This is a genomic window from Enterobacter sp. BNK-34, from assembly GCF_048684445.1.
Taxonomy (GTDB): Bacteria; Pseudomonadota; Gammaproteobacteria; order Enterobacterales; family Enterobacteriaceae; genus Enterobacter; species Enterobacter pseudoroggenkampii.
This window is the reverse complement of the sequence record NZ_JBLQUA010000001.1, coordinates 4304100-4322640: the sequence shown is the minus strand read 5'-3', so window position 1 is coordinate 4322640 and position 18541 is coordinate 4304100. Positions and strand designations below refer to the sequence as shown.

Annotated in this window: 13 protein-coding genes, 1 tRNA gene and 1 pseudogene; 6 read left to right on the top strand and 9 right to left on the bottom strand. The window is 56.7% G+C overall.

From position 1 onward, the window contains the following. Positions 1-147: 147 nt before the first annotated feature. Together nac and cbl are read left to right on the top strand one after the other, a co-directional pair. Positions 148-1065 carry a nitrogen assimilation transcriptional regulator NAC gene (gene nac, locus ACMGG5_RS21360; protein ID WP_024908060.1) on the top strand — a complete coding sequence of 306 codons (918 nt, stop codon included), beginning with the start codon at positions 148-150 and terminating at the stop codon, positions 1063-1065. 96 nt (positions 1066-1161) lie between these two features. Then, positions 1162-2112 carry an HTH-type transcriptional regulator Cbl gene (gene cbl, locus ACMGG5_RS21355; RefSeq protein WP_023336219.1) on the top strand — a complete coding sequence of 317 codons (951 nt, stop codon included), beginning with the start codon at positions 1162-1164 and terminating at the stop codon, positions 2110-2112. Positions 2113-2154: 42 nt separating this feature from the next. Here the strand turns inward: cbl and ACMGG5_RS21350 are convergent, their stop codons facing one another. Continuing rightward, on the bottom strand, positions 2155-2763 hold the full coding sequence (locus tag ACMGG5_RS21350; RefSeq protein ID WP_157189412.1) for a glutathione S-transferase family protein: 609 nt from the start codon (positions 2761-2763) through the stop codon (positions 2155-2157). A 170-nt stretch (positions 2764-2933) separates the two neighbouring features. Between ACMGG5_RS21350 and gcvA the strand changes: the two genes are divergently transcribed. Further along, a complete protein-coding gene (gcvA, locus tag ACMGG5_RS21345) occupies positions 2934-3845 on the top strand; it encodes a transcriptional regulator GcvA (protein ID WP_420278481.1) in 912 nt (303 codons plus the stop codon). 8 nt (positions 3846-3853) lie between these two features. On the opposite strand, the gene ACMGG5_RS21340 is transcribed toward gcvA, so the two are convergent. Beyond that, complete coding sequence (locus ACMGG5_RS21340; RefSeq protein ID WP_208763051.1) at positions 3854-4792, bottom strand: LysR family transcriptional regulator; 939 nt, start codon at positions 4790-4792, stop codon at positions 3854-3856. Between the two features lie 141 nt (positions 4793-4933). Here ACMGG5_RS21340 and ACMGG5_RS21335 point away from each other — a divergent pair, with 141 nt between their 5' ends. The 3 genes and pseudogenes from ACMGG5_RS21335 (at position 4934) to ACMGG5_RS21325 (ending at position 6309) form a co-directional block, all read left to right on the top strand. Then, the gene (locus ACMGG5_RS21335) at positions 4934-5350 is read left to right on the top strand and encodes a RidA family protein (protein ID WP_417927580.1); all 417 of its coding nucleotides are present in this window, start codon (positions 4934-4936) and stop codon (positions 5348-5350) included. Beyond that, a pseudogene (locus ACMGG5_RS21330) lies at positions 5350-5658 on the top strand (alcohol dehydrogenase catalytic domain-containing protein); the annotation flags it as partial. The gene ACMGG5_RS21335 and the pseudogene ACMGG5_RS21330, both read left to right, overlap by 1 nt. Before the next feature lie 90 nt (positions 5659-5748). Then, the gene (locus ACMGG5_RS21325) at positions 5749-6309 is read left to right on the top strand and encodes a quinone oxidoreductase family protein (protein ID WP_407821602.1); all 561 of its coding nucleotides are present in this window, start codon (positions 5749-5751) and stop codon (positions 6307-6309) included. A 121-nt stretch (positions 6310-6430) separates the two neighbouring features. On the opposite strand, the gene ACMGG5_RS21320 is transcribed toward ACMGG5_RS21325, so the two are convergent. The 7 genes from ACMGG5_RS21320 to ACMGG5_RS21290 form a co-directional block, all read right to left on the bottom strand. Then, on the bottom strand, positions 6431-10036 hold the full coding sequence (locus ACMGG5_RS21320) for an AAA domain-containing protein (protein WP_420278480.1): 3606 nt from the start codon (positions 10034-10036) through the stop codon (positions 6431-6433). 288 nt (positions 10037-10324) lie between these two features. After that, positions 10325-10400 (bottom strand) — tRNA-Asn (locus ACMGG5_RS21315). A gap of 164 nt (positions 10401-10564) precedes the next feature. Then, positions 10565-12754: a TonB-dependent siderophore receptor gene (locus ACMGG5_RS21310; protein WP_420278479.1), complete on the bottom strand. Its 2190-nt coding sequence runs from the start codon at positions 12752-12754 to the stop codon at positions 10565-10567. A 26-nt stretch (positions 12755-12780) separates the two neighbouring features. Then, entirely contained in the window at positions 12781-14106 is a 1326-nt protein-coding gene (locus tag ACMGG5_RS21305) for a lysine N(6)-hydroxylase/L-ornithine N(5)-oxygenase family protein (protein WP_061714828.1), read from the bottom strand. Continuing rightward, positions 14103-15845, bottom strand: a complete 1743-nt coding sequence (gene iucC, locus ACMGG5_RS21300; protein ID WP_420278478.1) for an aerobactin synthase IucC — start codon at positions 15843-15845, stop codon at positions 14103-14105. Before iucC ends, ACMGG5_RS21305 begins: the two co-directional genes overlap by 4 nt. After that, a complete protein-coding gene (locus tag ACMGG5_RS21295; RefSeq protein ID WP_420278477.1) occupies positions 15842-16789 on the bottom strand; it encodes a GNAT family N-acetyltransferase in 948 nt (315 codons plus the stop codon). The genes iucC and ACMGG5_RS21295 overlap by 4 nt, the downstream gene beginning before the upstream one ends. After that, positions 16789-18531, bottom strand: coding sequence for an IucA/IucC family protein (locus ACMGG5_RS21290; RefSeq protein ID WP_420278476.1), 1743 nt, complete (start codon positions 18529-18531; stop codon positions 16789-16791). Before ACMGG5_RS21290 ends, ACMGG5_RS21295 begins: the two co-directional genes overlap by 1 nt. Between the last annotated feature and the right edge of the window lie 10 nt (positions 18532-18541).

Sequence of the window (18541 nt, the reverse complement as noted above, 5' to 3'; positions counted from 1 at the left end):
AATTAAATCCCCCTCTGTAATTAGGATTCCTTATTTTCAGACGCTTAGCGAACAATTCAGACCGCCTGGTAAAAGTGGCATTCATATTGCAAAACCTGTTCAACAACGACAGCCGGTTCCGGCACAGCATTTCGAACAGGGGGCAAAATGAACTTAAGACGACTGAAATACTTCGTAAAAATCGTCGATATCGGCAGCCTGACTCAAGCGGCAGAAGTGCTGCATATCGCGCAGCCTGCGCTGAGCCAGCAGGTGGCTACTCTGGAAGGCGAGATGGATCAGCAATTGTTGATCCGCACCAAACGCGGCGTCACGCCAACGGAAGCCGGTAAGATCCTGTATACCCATGCGCGCACCATTCTTCGCCAGTGTGAACAGGCGCAGCTGGCGGTGAATAACGTGGGTCAGACCCTGAGCGGGCACGTTTCTATCGGCCTGGCGCCGGGAACGGCCGCGTCCTCAATTACCATGCCGTTGCTGCAGGCCGTTCGCGCTGAGCTGCCTGAAGTGCTGGTATACCTGCATGAAAACAGCGGTTCCGTACTGAATGACAAACTGCTCAGCGGCCAGCTGGATATGGCGGTCCTTTACGATCGCTCACCGGTCGCCGGCATCACCAGTCAGCCGCTGCTGAAAGAAGATCTCTACCTCGTAGGCACCCGCGACTGCCCGGGCCAGAGCGTAGACCTTGCCGCCGTGGCAGAGATGAACCTCTATCTGCCGCGCGACTACAGCGCCGTGCGCGTGCGCGTGGACGAAGCGTTCTCCCTGCGCCGCCTGACGGCCAAAATCATCGGCGAAATCGACTCGATCTCCACGCTGACCGCAGCCATTGCCAGCGGCATGGGGGTGACCGTTCTGCCGGAATCCGCAGCCCGCTCGCTGTGCAGCGCGGCAAACGGCTGGATGGCGCGGATCACCACGCCTTCGATGAGCCTGCCGCTATCGCTGAACATGTCTGCACGCGGTTCGCTGTCGCCACAGGCGCAGGCGGTAAAAGAGATTTTGATGTCGCTGGTCAGCAAGCCATCGCTTGAGAACCGTGAACTCCAGCTCGTGAGCTGATATTCCATAAAAGCATAAGATGCTGGTTTTTATTATTTGTTCTGCAGCTCGGCTGACTCTAACAATAGAGCTATGTCAGATGCGCCGGAGTGAATCGTGAATTTCCAGCAACTTAAAATTATCCGTGAGGCGGCCAGGCGGGACTACAACCTGACCGAGGTCGCCAATATGCTTTATACCTCTCAGTCCGGCGTCAGCCGCCATATCCGCGAGCTGGAAGAGGAACTGGGTATAGAGATCTTTATCCGTCGCGGCAAGCGGCTGCTCGGCATGACGGAGCCGGGTAAGGCTTTGCTAACCATCGCTGAGCGGATCCTCAACGAGGCCAGCAACGTGCGTCGCCTGGCGGATCTCTTCACCAATGACGCCTCGGGAGTGCTCACCATCGCCACCACCCACACCCAGGCGCGCTACAGCCTGCCGCCGGTGATTAAAGCGTTCCGCGAACTTTTCCCTGACGTCCGTCTGGAGCTTATCCAGGGCACGCCGCAGGAAATTGAAGTGCTGCTGCAAAACGGTGGGGCGGATATTGGCATTGCCAGCGAACGCCTGAGCAACGACCCGCTGCTGGTGGCGTTCCCCTGGTTCCGCTGGTACCACAGCTTATTACTTCCGGTCGATCATCCGCTGAATCAGGTCTCTCCCCTGACGCTGGAAGACGTTGCGAAATGGCCTTTGATCACATACCGGCAGGGCATAACCGGACGTTCGCGCATAGACGAGGCCTTCAACCGCAAAGGGCTAACGCCGGACGTGGTGCTGAGCGCGCAGGATTCTGATGTGATTAAAACCTACGTCGAGCTGGGTCTGGGCATTGGCCTGGTGGCGGAACAGTCCAGCGGAGAACGCGAGGACGGGAACCTGGTACGTCTTGATACGCGTCATTTGTTTGACGCCAATACCGTATGGCTTGGCCTGAAGCGCGGGCAGCTGCAGCGCAACTATGTGTGGCGCTTTATCGAGCTGTGCAATGCCGGGCTGTCGGTGGATGAGATTAAACGTCAGGTCATGGAGCCGGAAGAAGTGGCGATTGATTATCAGATTTAAGTGTTGGCTTGCCCGGTGGCGAGTGCTTACCGGGCTCATCACTTAACTGAAAGGGTATTTTCTGAAGACCGCCTGTGATTCGAATGATTCGGTAAACGCCTGAATCTCTCTAAAATCCGCTGCGTTAACGACGTGCGGGATCATCGACTGAATAAACGTCCAGACAACCGTGCTCGTGACGGCAACCTGATCGGGAGTTGCGGTCGCCGGACGCGTCTCCAGTAAGGCATTCCATTCCCTGCAGGCCGCCAGCAGCTGAATTGTAATGCGTTCGACCCATAAAGCGTGCTGCTTTTCCGCCGGACGCTGGTTGTGTTCATACACATTTTGCACCGCTTTTTCAGCGGCGGCGAGGATAAAGCCCAGCGTCTGAAGATCCTTTGCCAGCGCATCCGGCGCGACGGGCAGGAGTTTCCGCTCGGGGGCAGCCTGAGCCTCAAAATAGTTCAGTATCAGCGAGGAGTCCATCAGCCGTATTCCGTTATCCAGAACCAGCGTCGGGGCTTTTACCGCGGGGTTGATCCGGGAGAACGCGTCGAAGGTGCTAAAGACTGACAGCGGCTGGCTTTCAAACTCAACGCCATAAAGCTCAAGGGAGATCGCCACGCGCCGTACATAAGGTGAATCCATCATGCCAACAAGCTTAATCATCGTTCCCGTTTTCCTGTCTCTGTGAAATAACGCGTCATTGAAGAGGATGACCAGACATTACAATACAATTTGCATGGCGAATATCTTCAGTATCTTACCGTAAGGGTTAGTATTACTGACATATGGTCAGGTTGCCGCTGTATATTCAGCACAGATAAGGAAGTGCTTTCATGTCGGATTTTCCACCCATTGCCAGTTTGCGAAGCTTTGAAGCCGTCGCCCGTCTTGGCAGCGTGACGCTGGCGGCGAAAGAACTCCACGTTACCCATTCCGCTATCAGTCAGCAGATCAAAGTGCTGGAGGAGATGGTGGGCGTAAAGCTGTTTATCCGTCAGGGGCGAGGAGTGCAGATCAACGAAGAAGGGCGGCTCTATGCCTTACAGGTACGCGAGGCGTTGAACCATATTGCGGATGCCACCCGACTCGTACAGGTGAAGCCGAGAAAGCAGGAGCTGACGCTGGCGATGGTGCCGTCATTTGGATGCCACTGGTTATTACCGCGTCTGGCTCGTTTTCGGGCGAAATATCCGCTTATCACCCTGCGGATCCAGGCCAGCCTGACGGTCACCAGCCTGCTGCAGGAAGGGATAGACATCGCGATACGGATGGGGCAGGGGAACTGGGAAGGGAGTGAAAGCCATTACCTTTTTTCCGATGAGCTTATTGTGGTGGCCGCACCGGGCTTTAACAGGGGCGTGCTGCCCGCTACGCCAGCGGAGATTGCAAAGAGTCATATTATTTTCTCTATGGAGTCGTGGAAAACGTGGTGCATGAATGCGGGTCTTGAGAAAGAGATCGTGCCTGACGGTTTATGCATTAACGACTCCAATATCATTATCGAAGCCGTTCGACTCGGGAAAGGTATCGCGCTGGAGCGTCGCTCTCTGGTTCAGGATGCCATCACCCGAGGTGAACTGGTCCAGCTAACCTCCATCACCGCACCATATCCCTGGCCTTACTGGTTGGTAACGGCGCAGTCTACGGAGGTGAAGCCGGAGGTGACACTCTTTAAGGCATGGCTGGAGGAGGAAGTGGCGGCCTGGCGGCGAGCGGTGAGTGCTGTGGAAAGTAACCAACCCTAATGAGCGAATCAGGGGCTGGGAGGGAGTGACTTATTATTGGAATTAGGGACATGCTGCTGCATCAATTCAACGATCCAATCAATAAAAACGCGCTGTCTGGCGTTGACATGGCGGTTCGGCGGAAATGCCAGGTACAGGGGCATTGGCTTAATCCGCCATTGTTCAAATAGCGGAATCAAGGAGCCACAAGCCTGATGTGCTGCCGCCATATAGGCGGGTAGCGCAATCACGCCTAACCCGGCTAATCCAGCTTCGAGGTAAGCATTGCCATCATCCACGGCAAGTACATAGTTACCCGTGATTTCAATATGTTCACTCTCACCATGCAGTACCAGAGAATCAACCTTACCGGTGCGTGAGGACAAGAATCCCACTATGCGATGGTCCGTGTTTTCCAGCTCTCGCGGGTGCGCAGGGGCGCCGAGGCGTTCCACATAACTCGGTGCGACGTAAACACCGATTTGCAAATCGCCGACATGGCGTGCGATCAGGGACTGGTCGTTGATTTCGCCACCGCGCAGGACGCAATCCACATTGTCGCCGATCAGATCCACCACCCGGTCGCTCACGCCCATGTCGAACTGGATATCAGGGTAGCGTGCATGAAAAGCCGGTAGCGCGGGCACCAGAACAAAGCGGGCAAGAGGAGTGGGCACATCTATCCGCAGGCGTCCCCTGGGGGTCATCGTCGCACTGGAGAGGCTGTTTTCAGCATCCTCCATGTCCGCCAGCAGACGGATTACGCGCTCGTAGTAGACCGCGCCATCAGGAGTCACACCGAGCCTGCGGGTAGTGCGATGGAGCAGCCTGACGCGCAGGCGCGCTTCCAGCTGCTGAATAAGCTGCGTCACCGTGGTTTTGCTCATATGAAGCGTTTGGGCAGCCTTTGTGAAACTGCCTGCTTCCACCACGCGAGCAAAGGCGCGCATCGCATCGAAACGATCCATCCCTTGTCCTCTCTTTTCACCGATTGTTTGGATATTACAAACAATGATGGACAAAGTCGCTTGTTTATCCGTCCGATGTGGCGCCTGTAAAGTGTCTTTATATTCACCGGGCAGATTTCGCCCCATTGCAAAGGTACAGACATGACAACACGCGAAGCCGTTTTTCCCTTCGGACGCCAGGCGCTCTATGAGCGCAATCGGTATTCACCCGCCATCAAATCTAACGGCTTCCTGTTTGTTTCGGGGCAGGTGGGTAGCCGGGAGGATGGTTCGCCTGAAGAGGATCTCAACGCGCAGATCCGGCTGGCATTCGATAACCTTAATGCTGTGCTCAAGGCTGCGGGCTGCACGTTCGATGACGTTGTTGACGTTACCCTCTTTGTCGTCAATCCCGAGTCAAACCTCGACGCTATCTGGAGTATCCTGCCAGAATATTGGGGGGAAGCGCCTTACCCTACGTTGACGGGGATCGGCGTGACGTGGCTGTACGGATTCCAGTTTGAGATTAAGGTGATTGCCCGGCTGCCCACGAGTCATGATAAGACAAAGGTAAATTGATGAAAGCAGCGGTTTATGATGTGGAAGGCGCTCCCGGCGTCCTGCGATATATCGATGTCCCGGATCCGGTCGCAGGGCCTGACGATGTCCTGATTTCTGTCGAGGCTATCTCGATTGAAGGGGGAGATTTGATCAACCGCCGCTCAACTCCGCCGCCTGGCCCTTCATGGGTCGTCGGCTACGCGGCCGCGGGCACAGTGGTTGCCGTTGGATCGAAAGTCCGTAGCCGTAAGGTTGGAGACAGAGTGGCTGCTTTTAGCATGCAGGGATCGCATGCGGAACGTTGGGCTGTGCCGGCGGAACGTACCTGGCTTATACCGGATGGGGTGGATGCAGCAGACGCGGCGGTGGTACCGCTCTCTTTTGGAACCGCACATCATTGCCTGTTCATACGAGGCATGCTCCGGCATGGAGAAACCGTCCTGATTCAGGCAGCAGCGGGGGGCGTGGGGCTCGCGGCCGTTCAGCTTGCCTCACAGGCAGGCGCGACGGTCATCGCCGTGGCAAGCGGAACGCAGCGAATAAACCGGCTGCTGGAACTTGGTGCCGATCACGTCGTGGATCGTGCAAAGAATAACGTTGTGGACAGTGTCCGACAGTTCACCCATGGCACCGGTGTTGACCTCGTCATCGATCCGGTAGGGACGACGTTGCCAGCTTCGCTTTCTGCACTCGCTCCGGAAGGACGTCTCGTCTTCGTCGGTAATGCGGGCGGCGGTAGCCTGACCGTCGACCTGTGGCCGCCAATGCAGTCTAACCAGACGCTCATGGGGGTATTTATGGGGCCTCTTTTTGAAAGGCCTGGCGTTCGGAAAAGCGTGGACGACATGTTGCAGGCTGTGGCTGCAGGGCACATCAGGGTTGTCATTGACCGTGTCTTCCCCCTGGCTAACGCCGCTGCGGCCCATGAATACGCTGAGACAGCGAAACCGCTTGGTCGTATCGTTATGAAGCCATGAACGGGGGACCTCATCACGACTTCGTAATTCTTCTGATGTGGAGGAGAAAAATAAAAAAGCCTGCTTCAAAAGCAGGCTTTTCAAATTTGTCTCATCAGACTGGGAGCATTCAATGAGTCTGTTATTCCAGCCGCAACCTCTCCCTAAGCTCCCTCACCAGCGATGCATCATCCAGCTCTGCACTGATCTCATGACGAATCGCATTAGTGAACTGTTTACTGCGCTCGCAGCTATGGTGATAACCATGAGATAGCCAGTTCCAACTCCCGAGAACAATGTAGCGGCCATCGATCATCATTACCTTTTCATGTGTCCCTTCCGTCAACCGGATAATATTCTCTTTTCCTAGTTGTTCGCGGTACTCGGCAACCAGAGTCTCATCATTATCTTCCGCACGATCCATGCACTGGTGATAGTAGCCGTAATAAACTTTAACCCTGACACCACGCCGCTGCGTGGCTACCAACTGCGCCAGCTCCGGCCTCTGATAATTCTTACCTCCTCGACGGATCCACGGAGCGATGATAACCAGCTCCTGTTCACACTGGCTGGCCAGAGCGCTAAATGCGGCAATATGTTCGCAGTCGCGATAATAACGCTGTAGACGGGGAGTCTGGCTTAGACTGGCAAAATTCGGATGCTGGCTACCCTGTTCAAGCAGGAAGCTTTCGGCAACGCTATCTGCAAGGACTTTCAGGTATCCACCTGCTTGCCGCAATCGATGATGGTTACCTACGACGATAAATTGCTGCTTTGCGCGTGAAACCACGACATTCAGCATGTTTGGTGCGTCGTTTTGAAAATTCGGATTATCAAGAGGATGAAAAATAACAGGACTATAAATGATGACCTCAAAGCCTACGCCCTGAAACTGATGCACTGTACCAATGCAGTTTTTCTGCCGGTGATTCATTCGTTGCGCAAGACGTTTAATCAACAATGACTTCTGATTGCTATAGGGAGTGACGATACCAACATCGGCAGTCAGATCGTAACCAGCTTCTTCCAGCTTATCCAGCAATAGCTCGATAGCATCAACTTCATCCAGATTAGTGTTAACCGTATCGCCTTTCTGGCCTTCTACGCTGTAGAACATCAAATGATGCCCGCCTGATTTCTCAAACGCGCTGGCAATACGGCTGGAAGGGGGGGCAGTTTCCACGCTGACGCCATGGTAGTTCGCCAGTCGGATGAAAAGGTCGGCAATAGGTTGCTGGCACCGGCGATGCTCATCGAGAATGATGCCATTACCCGTATCGTCTACCTTGCCGGAAAGCGTACCAGCAGCACGGTGCCAGCCCGTGACGCTTGCAGGTGAAACACGCTCATACAACGTATTGTTGCTGGCGAAATGACGCTCACGCAACTGTGTTTGCATGTTTTCTGACAGGTTTCTAATGGGTTCAATTTGCAGAGGATCGCCAACAATCATCGCTTTCTCACTGCGACTCAAAAGGGGCACAAGGGATTCAAGCGAAATCATGCCCGCTTCGTCGCACAGTGCCAGGTGCCATGGTTTATGCCCCTTGAGTTCATCGAGCTTACGATAACCAGCAACCTTCCACGCGGAAACCAGCGTGGTCGCCATTACCGGATATACAAGAGACAGTGCGCGATAGAAATCATCTAGCTTATCCAGCCAGCGATAGTAGCCCGCACTGCGACGCTTACTCATCAGGGCCCGCCAGTGAGTAAGCACCTCTTCAAGCTCAATTTTCCGTTTCAGTTGTTCCTGCCAGAGATAACCGATAGCGGCTTCGAACATTTCCCGGTGTTGCCTGATAAAGCGTTTACGCAAAATGTCGCCCCAGTTACCTTCCGGATAACGCTGTTGATACTGTACCGTTAGCTGTTGCGCCCGGATGACCTGACGCCATTGTGCCTGCAATTCTTCTACTTCAGTATTAAGAGTCAGCAGGTCAACTTCCTGTTGAGCTTCGGGTTCCGCATGCAGGAGCAGCGCCAGTAGCGCCAGGCTATCTACCTGCTGTGAAAGCATTTCCCCAGCATCAGCCAGAGCAGCCAGCTGACGATGGGGAAGGGAAGAAAGACTGAATTTGAGAAAGTCCTCCGGTGCAGCCAGGCTCATCTGTTGCAACCTTGCTGGATATTTCCTCTCGAAAAAACGAGCCAGATAACGCTTTATCCCTTTACGCGGATAGTCGCGGTAATGCAGCTCCAGGGCTGGGCGTAGCGGTGAATCCATCCAGCTAAGTATCTGCTCCAGACTATGCTGCTGCGGCCATGTCGCCTGCAACGTCTGGTAAATTCTGCTGGCCTGTAGACGCTGCGTTTTTATCTCCCTAATTTCCTGCAGGCGCTGTTCTAACTGACAGGCTAAGGTATCCAGGTCGTCGGGGTGATGAAGCGAAACATCAATTCCGAGTACCTGTGCATGAGCGGCGAGCGAGGGAATTTTTTCCATGAAACGAGCTGGTAGCTCTTTTACTAGTTGGGTGTCCAGACCACAATCCACAACAGATTGTATCGCTACTGCCTTTTCATTCAGATACGCCCGGTAACAAGCGTTCATCTCGTCACGATGCTTGAGTAAAACCGCTAAAAAATCGTGCTGCTGCTGTTGGTCATAGCTTTCCTGTCGCCAACGACCAATCAGTTTCTCAAGCCGGGTAAGCTCATGCTGAACCTGTTCGTTCGAGCCGCTATGAAACCATAACCAGTCTAGATCCTCAGTTGCAGGGTCACTGCGCAGATCGTCAATGATATTCTCCACCGCTTTTATTGCCGTGGACGTGACCAGCATGCCGAAATTCTGGTCCTTTCCATCAGCAATCGCCAGTGCTCTGGCAACCAGTTGTTGTGCGATGAGTGACTTGAATAGCGTGGTTTTACCCGTACCAGGCGCACCTTGTACAGCAACCAGGCGCTCATCCTGATTAATCGCCTGTATTGCCGCCATCTGCCCATGGCCCAGAGGATATTGTGTTTCAAACAAACCGCCAGTCACCACTTCGTGAATATGTGGGGCCTTCTCGTCACTATGGATATGGCTGAGATACTGCTCCAGTAACGGGAAATCACCAACTGCGTTATTACACAGCCAGGTGAAATCTTCCGCATCACGCTTGAGGTTGTAATCCTCATTATGCAGCGGAGCCACTAGGGCATTAAACGCAGTTTCCAGCCCCTGATATTTACTGTTTGATTGCTGAGTGACCCATTTCTGAAGAGCCTTAAACGCCTCAAGGAACGTGTCATATTTACATCCCGTGAGCGCGCTAACGATACTCATCATATGACGGTTTTCACCGAGCTCATCCAGCTGAATACCAAACATTTCGCGAAAAGCGAAGGGGAATGCGCTAACAAGTTGTCCATCTTTGACGGGAACTAGCAGGGTGTTTTCGTTCTGTTCAAAAAATGATTTGGGGAGGGGGAAAGAGAACAGCGGAAGGTATTTTACATTGGCCTTACCTCGCTCGTTTTCGATACAGCGCAGTACCGGAAAAAGCAGGTTAACAGGCTCAATATGGGTAATTCTACCCTTTTCGTCATATTCGACGAAACGCTGGCACCAGTGGTTGCGCATTTCAGGCGTAACACGGAGTATTACCCCGCTCTGGTTTTCTTCACAGTTATTTATACCGAGCATGAGTTGTTGGTGCTCATGCACCTTGCTGGCCGGTATTTTACTCTTTTCTGCGCCACTGAATTTCACATAATCATGCCACGCTGAAAGGATATCTTTAGACGAGTTTTGCATCATGCTAAAAGAGCCTTAACCTGAGTATCTCCCTGAAAATAATGGTTAGAGAATAACACAGAGGCAGATATTTTAACCCTACCAAAGGGGGCATCTTTGTATGGAAATACAATATGAGTAACAGCGGCTAATATGTTTTCCAGTTTTACTGAGAGGAATTAGCGTTCAAACAACTGGAACGCATTCTTATGGTGCTGCAAATGAAGGGTCTGCCTAACGAGAGGCTATCTTGAGCTAGCGTGGGAATAATGAAAAGCAAAAAGCCTGCTTTAAAAGCAGGCTTTTCAAATTTGGCTCCTCTGACTGGACTCGAACCAGTGACATACGGATTAACAGTCCGCCGTTCTACCGACTGAACTACAGAGGAATCGTGTGAACGAGGCGCATAGTAGCGACCTCGGTACGCCTTGTCAAAGGGTGAAAACGCACTTTTCGTTCGTTTGCCGACAATTTCAGCAAATTGCTGATTTTATGGCAAATTCGCGTTGAAATTACACAACAAAATGCGCCGCCCGCAGGCGGCGCGCAGGATCAGAACAGAACGGAGTAGTTCAGACCAAAGGTACGTCCGCGGCCTTTGTAGGTATACAGACCCGGTGCACCGTAGGTTGGGCTATACAGCCCCGGTGCGCGCTGGCCCCAGGCGGTGGTGTAGTCTTTGTCCAGCAGGTTTTCCACGCTGAAGCTGACTTTACCCACCGGCAGGGCGTAGCTGCCCAGGAAGTCGACCGTGTTATAGCCATCGATCTTCTTGCCGTCGGCGTCAGAGACGTCAAAGGTCTGCGTGCTCTGTACGCGCAGGGTCCAGTCGCCCGGCGCCCAGTTGACCCACGCGCTGGCTTTCGACGGGCTGGCGCTGTCGACCGTCAGCTTCTCCCATTTCCCGTTTTCGCGGGTTTCAGACTTGATGGCATTAAAGTTCGCCCCGGTGCTCCAGTCGCTGTCGGTGAAGAAATAGTCCACCTGACCTTCCACCCCGTAGATACGACGCTTGTCGTCTTCCAGGTTGATGGTCATGTCCGTCTTGTTGATGGTGATGGTTTTATCCGAGAGCGAGTAATACGCCGCAACCTGCGTGCGCAGGTTATCCCCGGTGTAGCGCCAGCCCAGCTCATAAGCGTTGACCTTGATACCGTCCAGCTTCGAGTCGTTCACGTTGACGCTGTTCAGCAGGCGATAGTGACCGTTGCTGAGCTGATAGGTCCCGGAGCCGTAGTACTTCGCCAGGTCCGGAATTTCGAAGCCCTGGGAGAAGTTAAACCATACCTGCTGCTGTTCGGTCAGGCGACCGAGGATCCCGGCGTTAAACAGGAAGTTGTTGTAATCGGTTTTCCCGCCCGGCACCGCGTCGGCGGAGGTCGCTTTCCCGGTGGCGATGGCCTGCTGCTGGGTGTAACCGACAAAGTCGTCCACCTTGTTCTCGGTGTACTGGTAGCGCACGCCGCCGCTCAGGGTGATGGCGTCAATATCGTAGCTGGCCTGCAGGAACGGGGCGAGGTTGGTGACGCTGTAGCCCGGGTAGCGGCCCACGTTGTAGGCGTTATCCAGCTCCATGCCGCCGCTCGCCGCGGATTTGCTCAGGTTAAAGAACTGCTGGTTGGCGTCGAAGGTTTCGTGGTCGGCATCCATACCCCAGGTCAGCGTTAAATCGTCCACGGGCTTGCTGTTTAGCGTCAGCTTGCCGCCGTAGAAATCTGTTTTCTGCTGCGACGCGCCGATGCTGCTCACTACGCCTTTGGTCAGGGTCGGGAACGGATAGTAGGTCAGGCTCTCGTCGCGATAGTAAATCTGCGCGACCAGATCCTGGCCCCAGAAGTCGGTGTTGGAATACTGCAGGTTAATCAGATGGCGCTCGGTACCCGGCACGCGGTCAGAATCGAGGTTACCTTTGTTGTAGGCGGTCGCATCCCCCGTTACCGCCGAGAAGTTCTTCCCGAGATACAGCCCATGCTTGCCGTCGGACTCGCTCTTGTAGTACTGGGTCGTCAGCTGCAGCTGCTGGTGCTCGTCAATATTGATGGTGCCTGTTCCCATCACATCAATACGGTCGGAATACTGGAGGCCGGTCTGGGTGTTATCAATGATTACCTCGTCGCCGTTGCCGTCATACCAGCCGCCGTAGCGCTGATACGACACCGACAGACGACCGGAAGCGTTATCGTTGCCGCCGCTGACCGCTGCCGACACGTTCTCATCGTGGTCGTTGTGGCTGTTAAATCCGCTCTTTGTCCCGGTCTGGAACTCAACTTCGGTTTCCGGCTGGCCTTTTTTGGTGACGATGTTCACCAGGCCACCGGTGCTGCCGCCGCCGTAAAGTGACGTGGCGCCGGAGATGACTTCGATACGGTCAATGTTGAACGGATCGATAGAGTCGAGCTGGCGGCTGTCGCTGCGGGACGAGTTCAGGCGCACGCCGTCCACCATCACCATCATGGAGCGGCCGCGCAGGTTCATGCCGTAGTTGGTACGTCCCTGGCTGCTGACGTCCATGCCCGGGATCAGCTGCGCCAGCACTTCTTTAATCTCTTTCCCGCCCTGAACCTGCTGCTCAATTTCAGCCCGCTCAATGACCCAGGTGGTCTGCGCCATCTCCGCCACGCTGCGGTGCGCGCGGCTGGCGGAGACAACGATATTTTCTTCCTTTTGTTCTTCCGCCCACGCAGAGGTAGAAAGCATTGCAAGCAAACAAGGATTTAAAACCCAAAGATGAGAACGTTTCATTGTTATATTGACCCTGATTGTGTGTGTCAGTACTCGGTGGTTTTTGCTAATGATTTAAAAACCTGACTGTTCTCCGGGCTGGTGGTGCTTCGCCAGTGGATAACGCCAGGAGTGGTGGCCAGCTCAAACGGCTCGTCGGCGTGCGCGCGATTCAGAATTCGCGCCGCGCGCCAGGCCATCAGGCTGAGCTGGGGTTCGGCAATGCCGAGACGGTGCATCCCGGCATTCACGGCGAACAGGCGGTTGCTCTGCGGACCGTCCCATTCGAGGGTGAAATCGTTGTTGATGCAGAAGGCTTCGTCCGTATCCAGATGCAGGCGGTGAGACAGCGGCGCCAGGAACGCAGGCTGCACGGCGCGATAGCCGGTGGCAAAGATCGTCACGTCGCTCTCCAGCTGCTCGCGGCCGCCGTCAAGGTGATGCTGTATGCTCAGGCGCTGGCCGTTTTCCAGGCGCGTCAGGGCTGTCACCGAGCGGGACGGCATCAGGTGCGCCCAGGGTTTTTCACGCAGCACTTCGAAGCGGTGGTACATGGCGCGGTAAATCGCCAGCAGTGACTCGGTGGTGATACCGTCGGAGGTCATCTTCTGCTCGTGCAGCATCTGCCGACGCGCCTCTTCACCGAGCGTGGAGAAGCTGTCCACGTACTCCGGCGTGAAATACTCGTTAGCAAAGGCGGCTTCATCCAGCGCGTTGTAGTTGTTACGCCGCGAGACCCAGTTCAGGCTCAGCGGCTGGCCCCATTCGCCACGGAAAATATTCAGGAACAGGTCGGCGCCGCTCTGGCCGCCGCCGACGACGGTGACGCGCTTGCCCGCAAGATCCGGCGTGCGCAGCATCATCTCGCTGGCGTGGAAGCAGGTATCGTCCTGCACGGTAACGCAGTCAGGCAGGTTGATCTGTTTGCCAATCCCCACGCAGACGTGGCGCGCCAGGAAGCGGTCGCGCTGGGTCGCCACCTCAAACAGGCCGCTTTTCTCATCAAAGCTCACCTGCTGCACCTGCTGGCTAAAGGACAGGTTAGTGAGGTTTTCCGCCGCCCAGCACAGATAGTCCGCAAACTCCTCGCGGGAAACGGTGCGCTGCTCGGTGGTCAGGAAGCGGTAGAACTTTTTGCGCTGCACCAGGTAGTTCAGGAAGCTGTGGCGGTTGGTCGGCTCCACGGCGCTGACCAGATCCTTCAGGAAGCTGGTCTGCATGTGGCAGTCCGGCACCATCATGCCGGGGTGCCAGGAGAAGTGCGGTTTACGCTCAAGAAACAGCGAGCTAAAGCCGTCCAGCCCTTCCGCCAGCGCGGCGATGCTGAGGTTAAACGGGCCAATACCAATGCCGATGAAATCATAGGTTTTCATTGCGCTGACTCCCGGAAGGCGAGAAAAAGAGGGTTATCAAGGTCGGTGACGTAGTTCGGCAGCATGCGGCTGCCGCCGTCGTGTTCGGAGAAGGTCAGTTTGACCGGGTTGAGGATCACGCGAATAATTTGCGGCTTAAACAGGTCGAACTTCGCGAAGCGATCGGCAAGCTCGGGGTGCGCGGCCATATAGCGGTGCAGCACTCCGGCGAGGATCTGATAGAAACGCGTTTCACTGATGCCGCTTTGCAGGGTGAGGCGTGAGATAAAACGCAGCACCGTCACAAAGTTACCGGTTTGCAGGTCGTGAATAATGTAATCCGCGCTCAGGCGTGCCGTGACGGCCTTCACCTGCTCCGGCAGGCTCTGGGCCTGCGGGAAATCTTCATCCACCAGGCGCATATCGCCCTGGAAATCTTTCAGCAGAATGCGCTGCGGAATAGAGTCCTTCATCACCAGCGTCACGTTCTGGCCGTGGGCGATCAGCGCCACGCCGTAGCGGCAGAGCAGGTGATAGAACGGGATCACCGATGCCTCAAACAGCTTTTCCAGCCACGCGTCGGCGCTGAGCCCGGAACGGTTGATCCACGCGTCGATCAGCGCACACCCGTCGTTATCGGTTTCCATCAGCGCCGCCATCAGAACCGCCTGTTCGCCGTCCTGCAGATAGCAGGACGGGTTCTCGCGCCAGATCACTCCCAGCATCTCCTGGTAGCGGTAGGGCGCTTTCGGCAGCGCCGCATAGCCCGGATGTGACAGGTATCCGGCTGCGGGTTCGCCAAGCACCTGCGCGCCAGAGCGGACAAGCGTGGCGTCGCTGGCGAACTGCTGCTGTAGCCAGCGCGAGGCCAGCGGTCCGGCGGCAATGTACTTGCCCGGAATACCGCGATAGCAGGATGTGTTGTAGATGGTCAGCGGGAGCTTGATGTCAAACGGCGCGCGACGGCTGGCGTTGGTGAGCGTGCGCAGAGACTGCTGCGCCAGGTACTCATCGCCAAACTCGCCCAGCTCAACCATCTCACCGCGCGCCAGCTGCGCCAGGAAATGAATGGCGATCTTCTGCTGCCACTGCCACGGGTGCAGCGGCACGGGCAGCCAGCCGTCGTCAAGACCCAGCGCCTGCCAGAGGGCGTCAAAGCGGGCGCACTCGGCCTCGTCCATGGCGCTAGCCAGCAGGGTGCTGATATCGCAATCGCCGTCGCTGCTCCAGACCAGATGCTCCCGCTGAACGGCAACCCAGTGCAGACGAAAACGTCCGCGATACTCAGGCGCGTACTGACGCAGCGCGTCCAGACCCCAGCCGCGGCGGCCTTTGTTGAAAATAAACTTCGGGTGACCACGCATCAGGCACTGTAATTCGTCCGGGTCGAGATGGATCAGCGCGTCCGCGTCCAGCGCTTCACGCGCCTGCAGCAGCTGCATGTCGCCGCGCAGCGTGGCGTAGAGATCTTCCATGTGCTCTGCCGTTTGCGCGTCGCTCATCTCCAGCACCGCAGCCAGCTGCAGCAGCGCGCTTTCCGCTTCGATGGCATCGCCGCTGGCGGTGGTCAGGCTGTCCGGGTCGATATGCAGCCAGCCCCAGATCCCGCGCGTGGCGCGAAACTGCCAGGACTCGTTGCCCATAGTGATGCGCCAGGCGTCAGACTCAAGCGGCTCGGCGCGCAGGGTGCGTTCATACTCCAGCTCGGCGAGGATCTTCGCCACCATCTCGCGGTTCACTTTTTCCCAGAGCGCGTTCACAGGCCCACCTCGCTGAAGAAGCGGTGACGCTGGCTCATGATGAGGCGCGAGCGTTTATGCGGGAAGTCGAACTCCTTCACCGTGTCGAAACCGGCGGAGGCCAGATGGCGGAACAGGCGCTGGTTGTCGAAGCGCGGCTCGGCGACGATGCGCGTGGTGCGCGGTTCATCGAGATACAGATAGTGGCTTAACCCGCGCAGCCAGCTGCGAATGTACTGCGCGCCGCGCCAGTTCTCTTCGCCCACCAGCATGTGCAGGCCGCGGTCAAACGGCTGCCAGCGGTAGTGGCGGCCAATGCGGTCTTCCGCGGCCCAGTAGAGCTCAAAATAGCCGAACGGCTGGTCGTCGAAGCAGCCGATAACCGGGTAACAGTAGGTCGAGTCAAGCTGACGACGCAGGTAGCTTTCCTGCTCGGCCTGCGGGCCCGCCATCTCCCAGAAGGCGTTCACGCGCGGGTTGTTCATCCAGCGGGTAAAGCGCTCGCCGTCCAGCGCCACGTCGGCGACGCGGAAGCTGAGGGTGCGCTTAATTTGCGGATCGTAACGGCGGTACACTTCGCCCTGCGGGCGGTGAGGGCGCAGCGGGAAGTACAGCTGACGGCTCTCGTCAAACTGCATGCCGCCGCTCGCCTGATGCCGTTCGCCTTTCAGCCACAGCGGCAACTGCCAGAAGGCGTCACGCGCCAGATAATCCCCATGGGACAGGCCAAACAGCGCCTGCGTCTGGGGTTCATCCTGCCAGTCCGCCCAGGGTAACGTAATGCCGGTCAGCGCGGGGGCGGCCACAAACAGCTGATCCAGGGCTTCCACCAGCCAGCCGTCCGGGATCCCCTTCAGACGCTCCAGCACCGCGCTGCCGTCGAGACCCAACGCCAGCGGCAGGGTGCGATCCGTGGCGGTGCAGCGAAAGCCGTAGCCGGAATGGACGATATTCGCGATAGCCATCACGCCTTCTCCTTGTAGAACGGGTTGCTAAAGTCGAAATAGATCACCGCCGGATCGGCGATGGTGTTTTCATTGCGATCGTGCAGGTAGCAGAAGAAGTTGCCTTTGCAGTTCCAGGTCGGGCTGTCTAGCACGTAGTCGAGGCAGCGGGTCTGCTTCGCCGTGCGGCGCAGTTCCGCCAGCGCGTCGCGCACCCGGGACATCAGGCTCTCCTCGCTGTCAAAACCGGCGGCAGCAAGGGCGGCGGTAACGGCAAGGGTAGAGTTCAGCAGCAGGTAGTAAGGGAAGTAGCGCAGCAGCTGGCTCTCGCCAAAGCGGTTTTCCACCTCAGTTTCGCCAGCTTCTTTCAGCCACGCGTCTGCGCTTTCGGTCCACGCGCTGCCCTGGCAGTCGCGATAGATCAGCCCGACCGGGAAATCCTGCTGCATCTCAACGAGGATATTTTGCTGGTGCGCCAGCAGGACCAGACCGTAGTCCGCCTCGGCGCTGAACAGCGGAAGCAATACGCGGTTGCAGTAGGCGTCCAGCCAGCAGCGGGCGGCCTGGGCGAGCGGTAAATCAAGACGCTGACTCAGACGGCGCACTGCCGCGGCGAGCAGGCTGTCACCGCCGTCCGGCGCGGCCTGCGTCAGGCTCACCAGCACGTTGGTCTGGGTGTCTGGCGTATCGAACAGCAGATTAACGCGCAGGGCCATCAGGCTCTCTTCCTGAACGACGCCGCTGTCATCGCGCAGTCCCGCCCAGCCGTCTTCCTGCATCACGCGCATGGTCGGGTAGCGCGCCTGCAAATCTTGCCAGCGTTCCGTTTTCGCAAGGCGCGCCAGGCGCATGCCTCGCTTCACCTCTTTCACCGACAGCGTGCGCACGGAGTTCGTCAGGCGCACGCTGAGGGAGAACTTAATCATGTCGCTGTTGGTCTCGCTGTACAGCGAGCGGGAGGAGCTGGTGGGCAGCCACTGTGCGCCCGCTTCACCCAGATCCTGCAGTGAACCGTCTTCCGCCAGACGCTGGCACCACTCCTGCTCCAGCAGATAGTCGGCCTGCCACGGATGCATCGGCAGCAGCCAGCGGGTGTCCGTGAAGTGGCCGAGCAGCTCGGGCGCGCTCTGGGCCGCGAAGCGCAGCAGACGCTCACGCAGGGAGACGTTCAGGCTGTCGCCGGCAACGAGCGTGCTCTCAACGGCAAACCAGCGCAGCGGGAAGCGGGAGGCGAAATCGGGCAGATAGCGACGCGCCTCGGTTTCGTTGAACGGCTCGTGCGACTTCGGTGCCGGGTGAAACGCATGGCCGACCAGCAGCGCCTGTTCCGCTTCGGCAAACGTCAGCGGCTTATCGCGCAGGGTTGCCCAGCCGTGGCGCAGATCGATCGCCTGCCAGGTGTGCACATGGCTTTCGAGAACGCGCTGCTTAAAACGCGCCAGCGTATTGGCATCCAGCGAGCCTTTAACCGACGGTTTTTCAAGAATTAAATCAACAAGTTGACCGAATGTGACGGCGTCACCGTTATCACTATTGCTCTGAATAAGCGTTGCCGGGAAACGGTACTGATGATGCTGGGTGGGAGAGAAATAGCGTACCGGCACCCGAAGCGCCTGGGTTTGGGAAAGCGGGATATGGATCTCAGATAGCGCATCCGCATCGGTAGCGGGGAGATAGCGCCAGTCCTTCGTTTCGCGCAACAGGGCGTTTAAAAAACACTGGGCTGCAACGTCTGTACCGGCGGCGCGGAGCAGAGCACGCATAGATGTACCT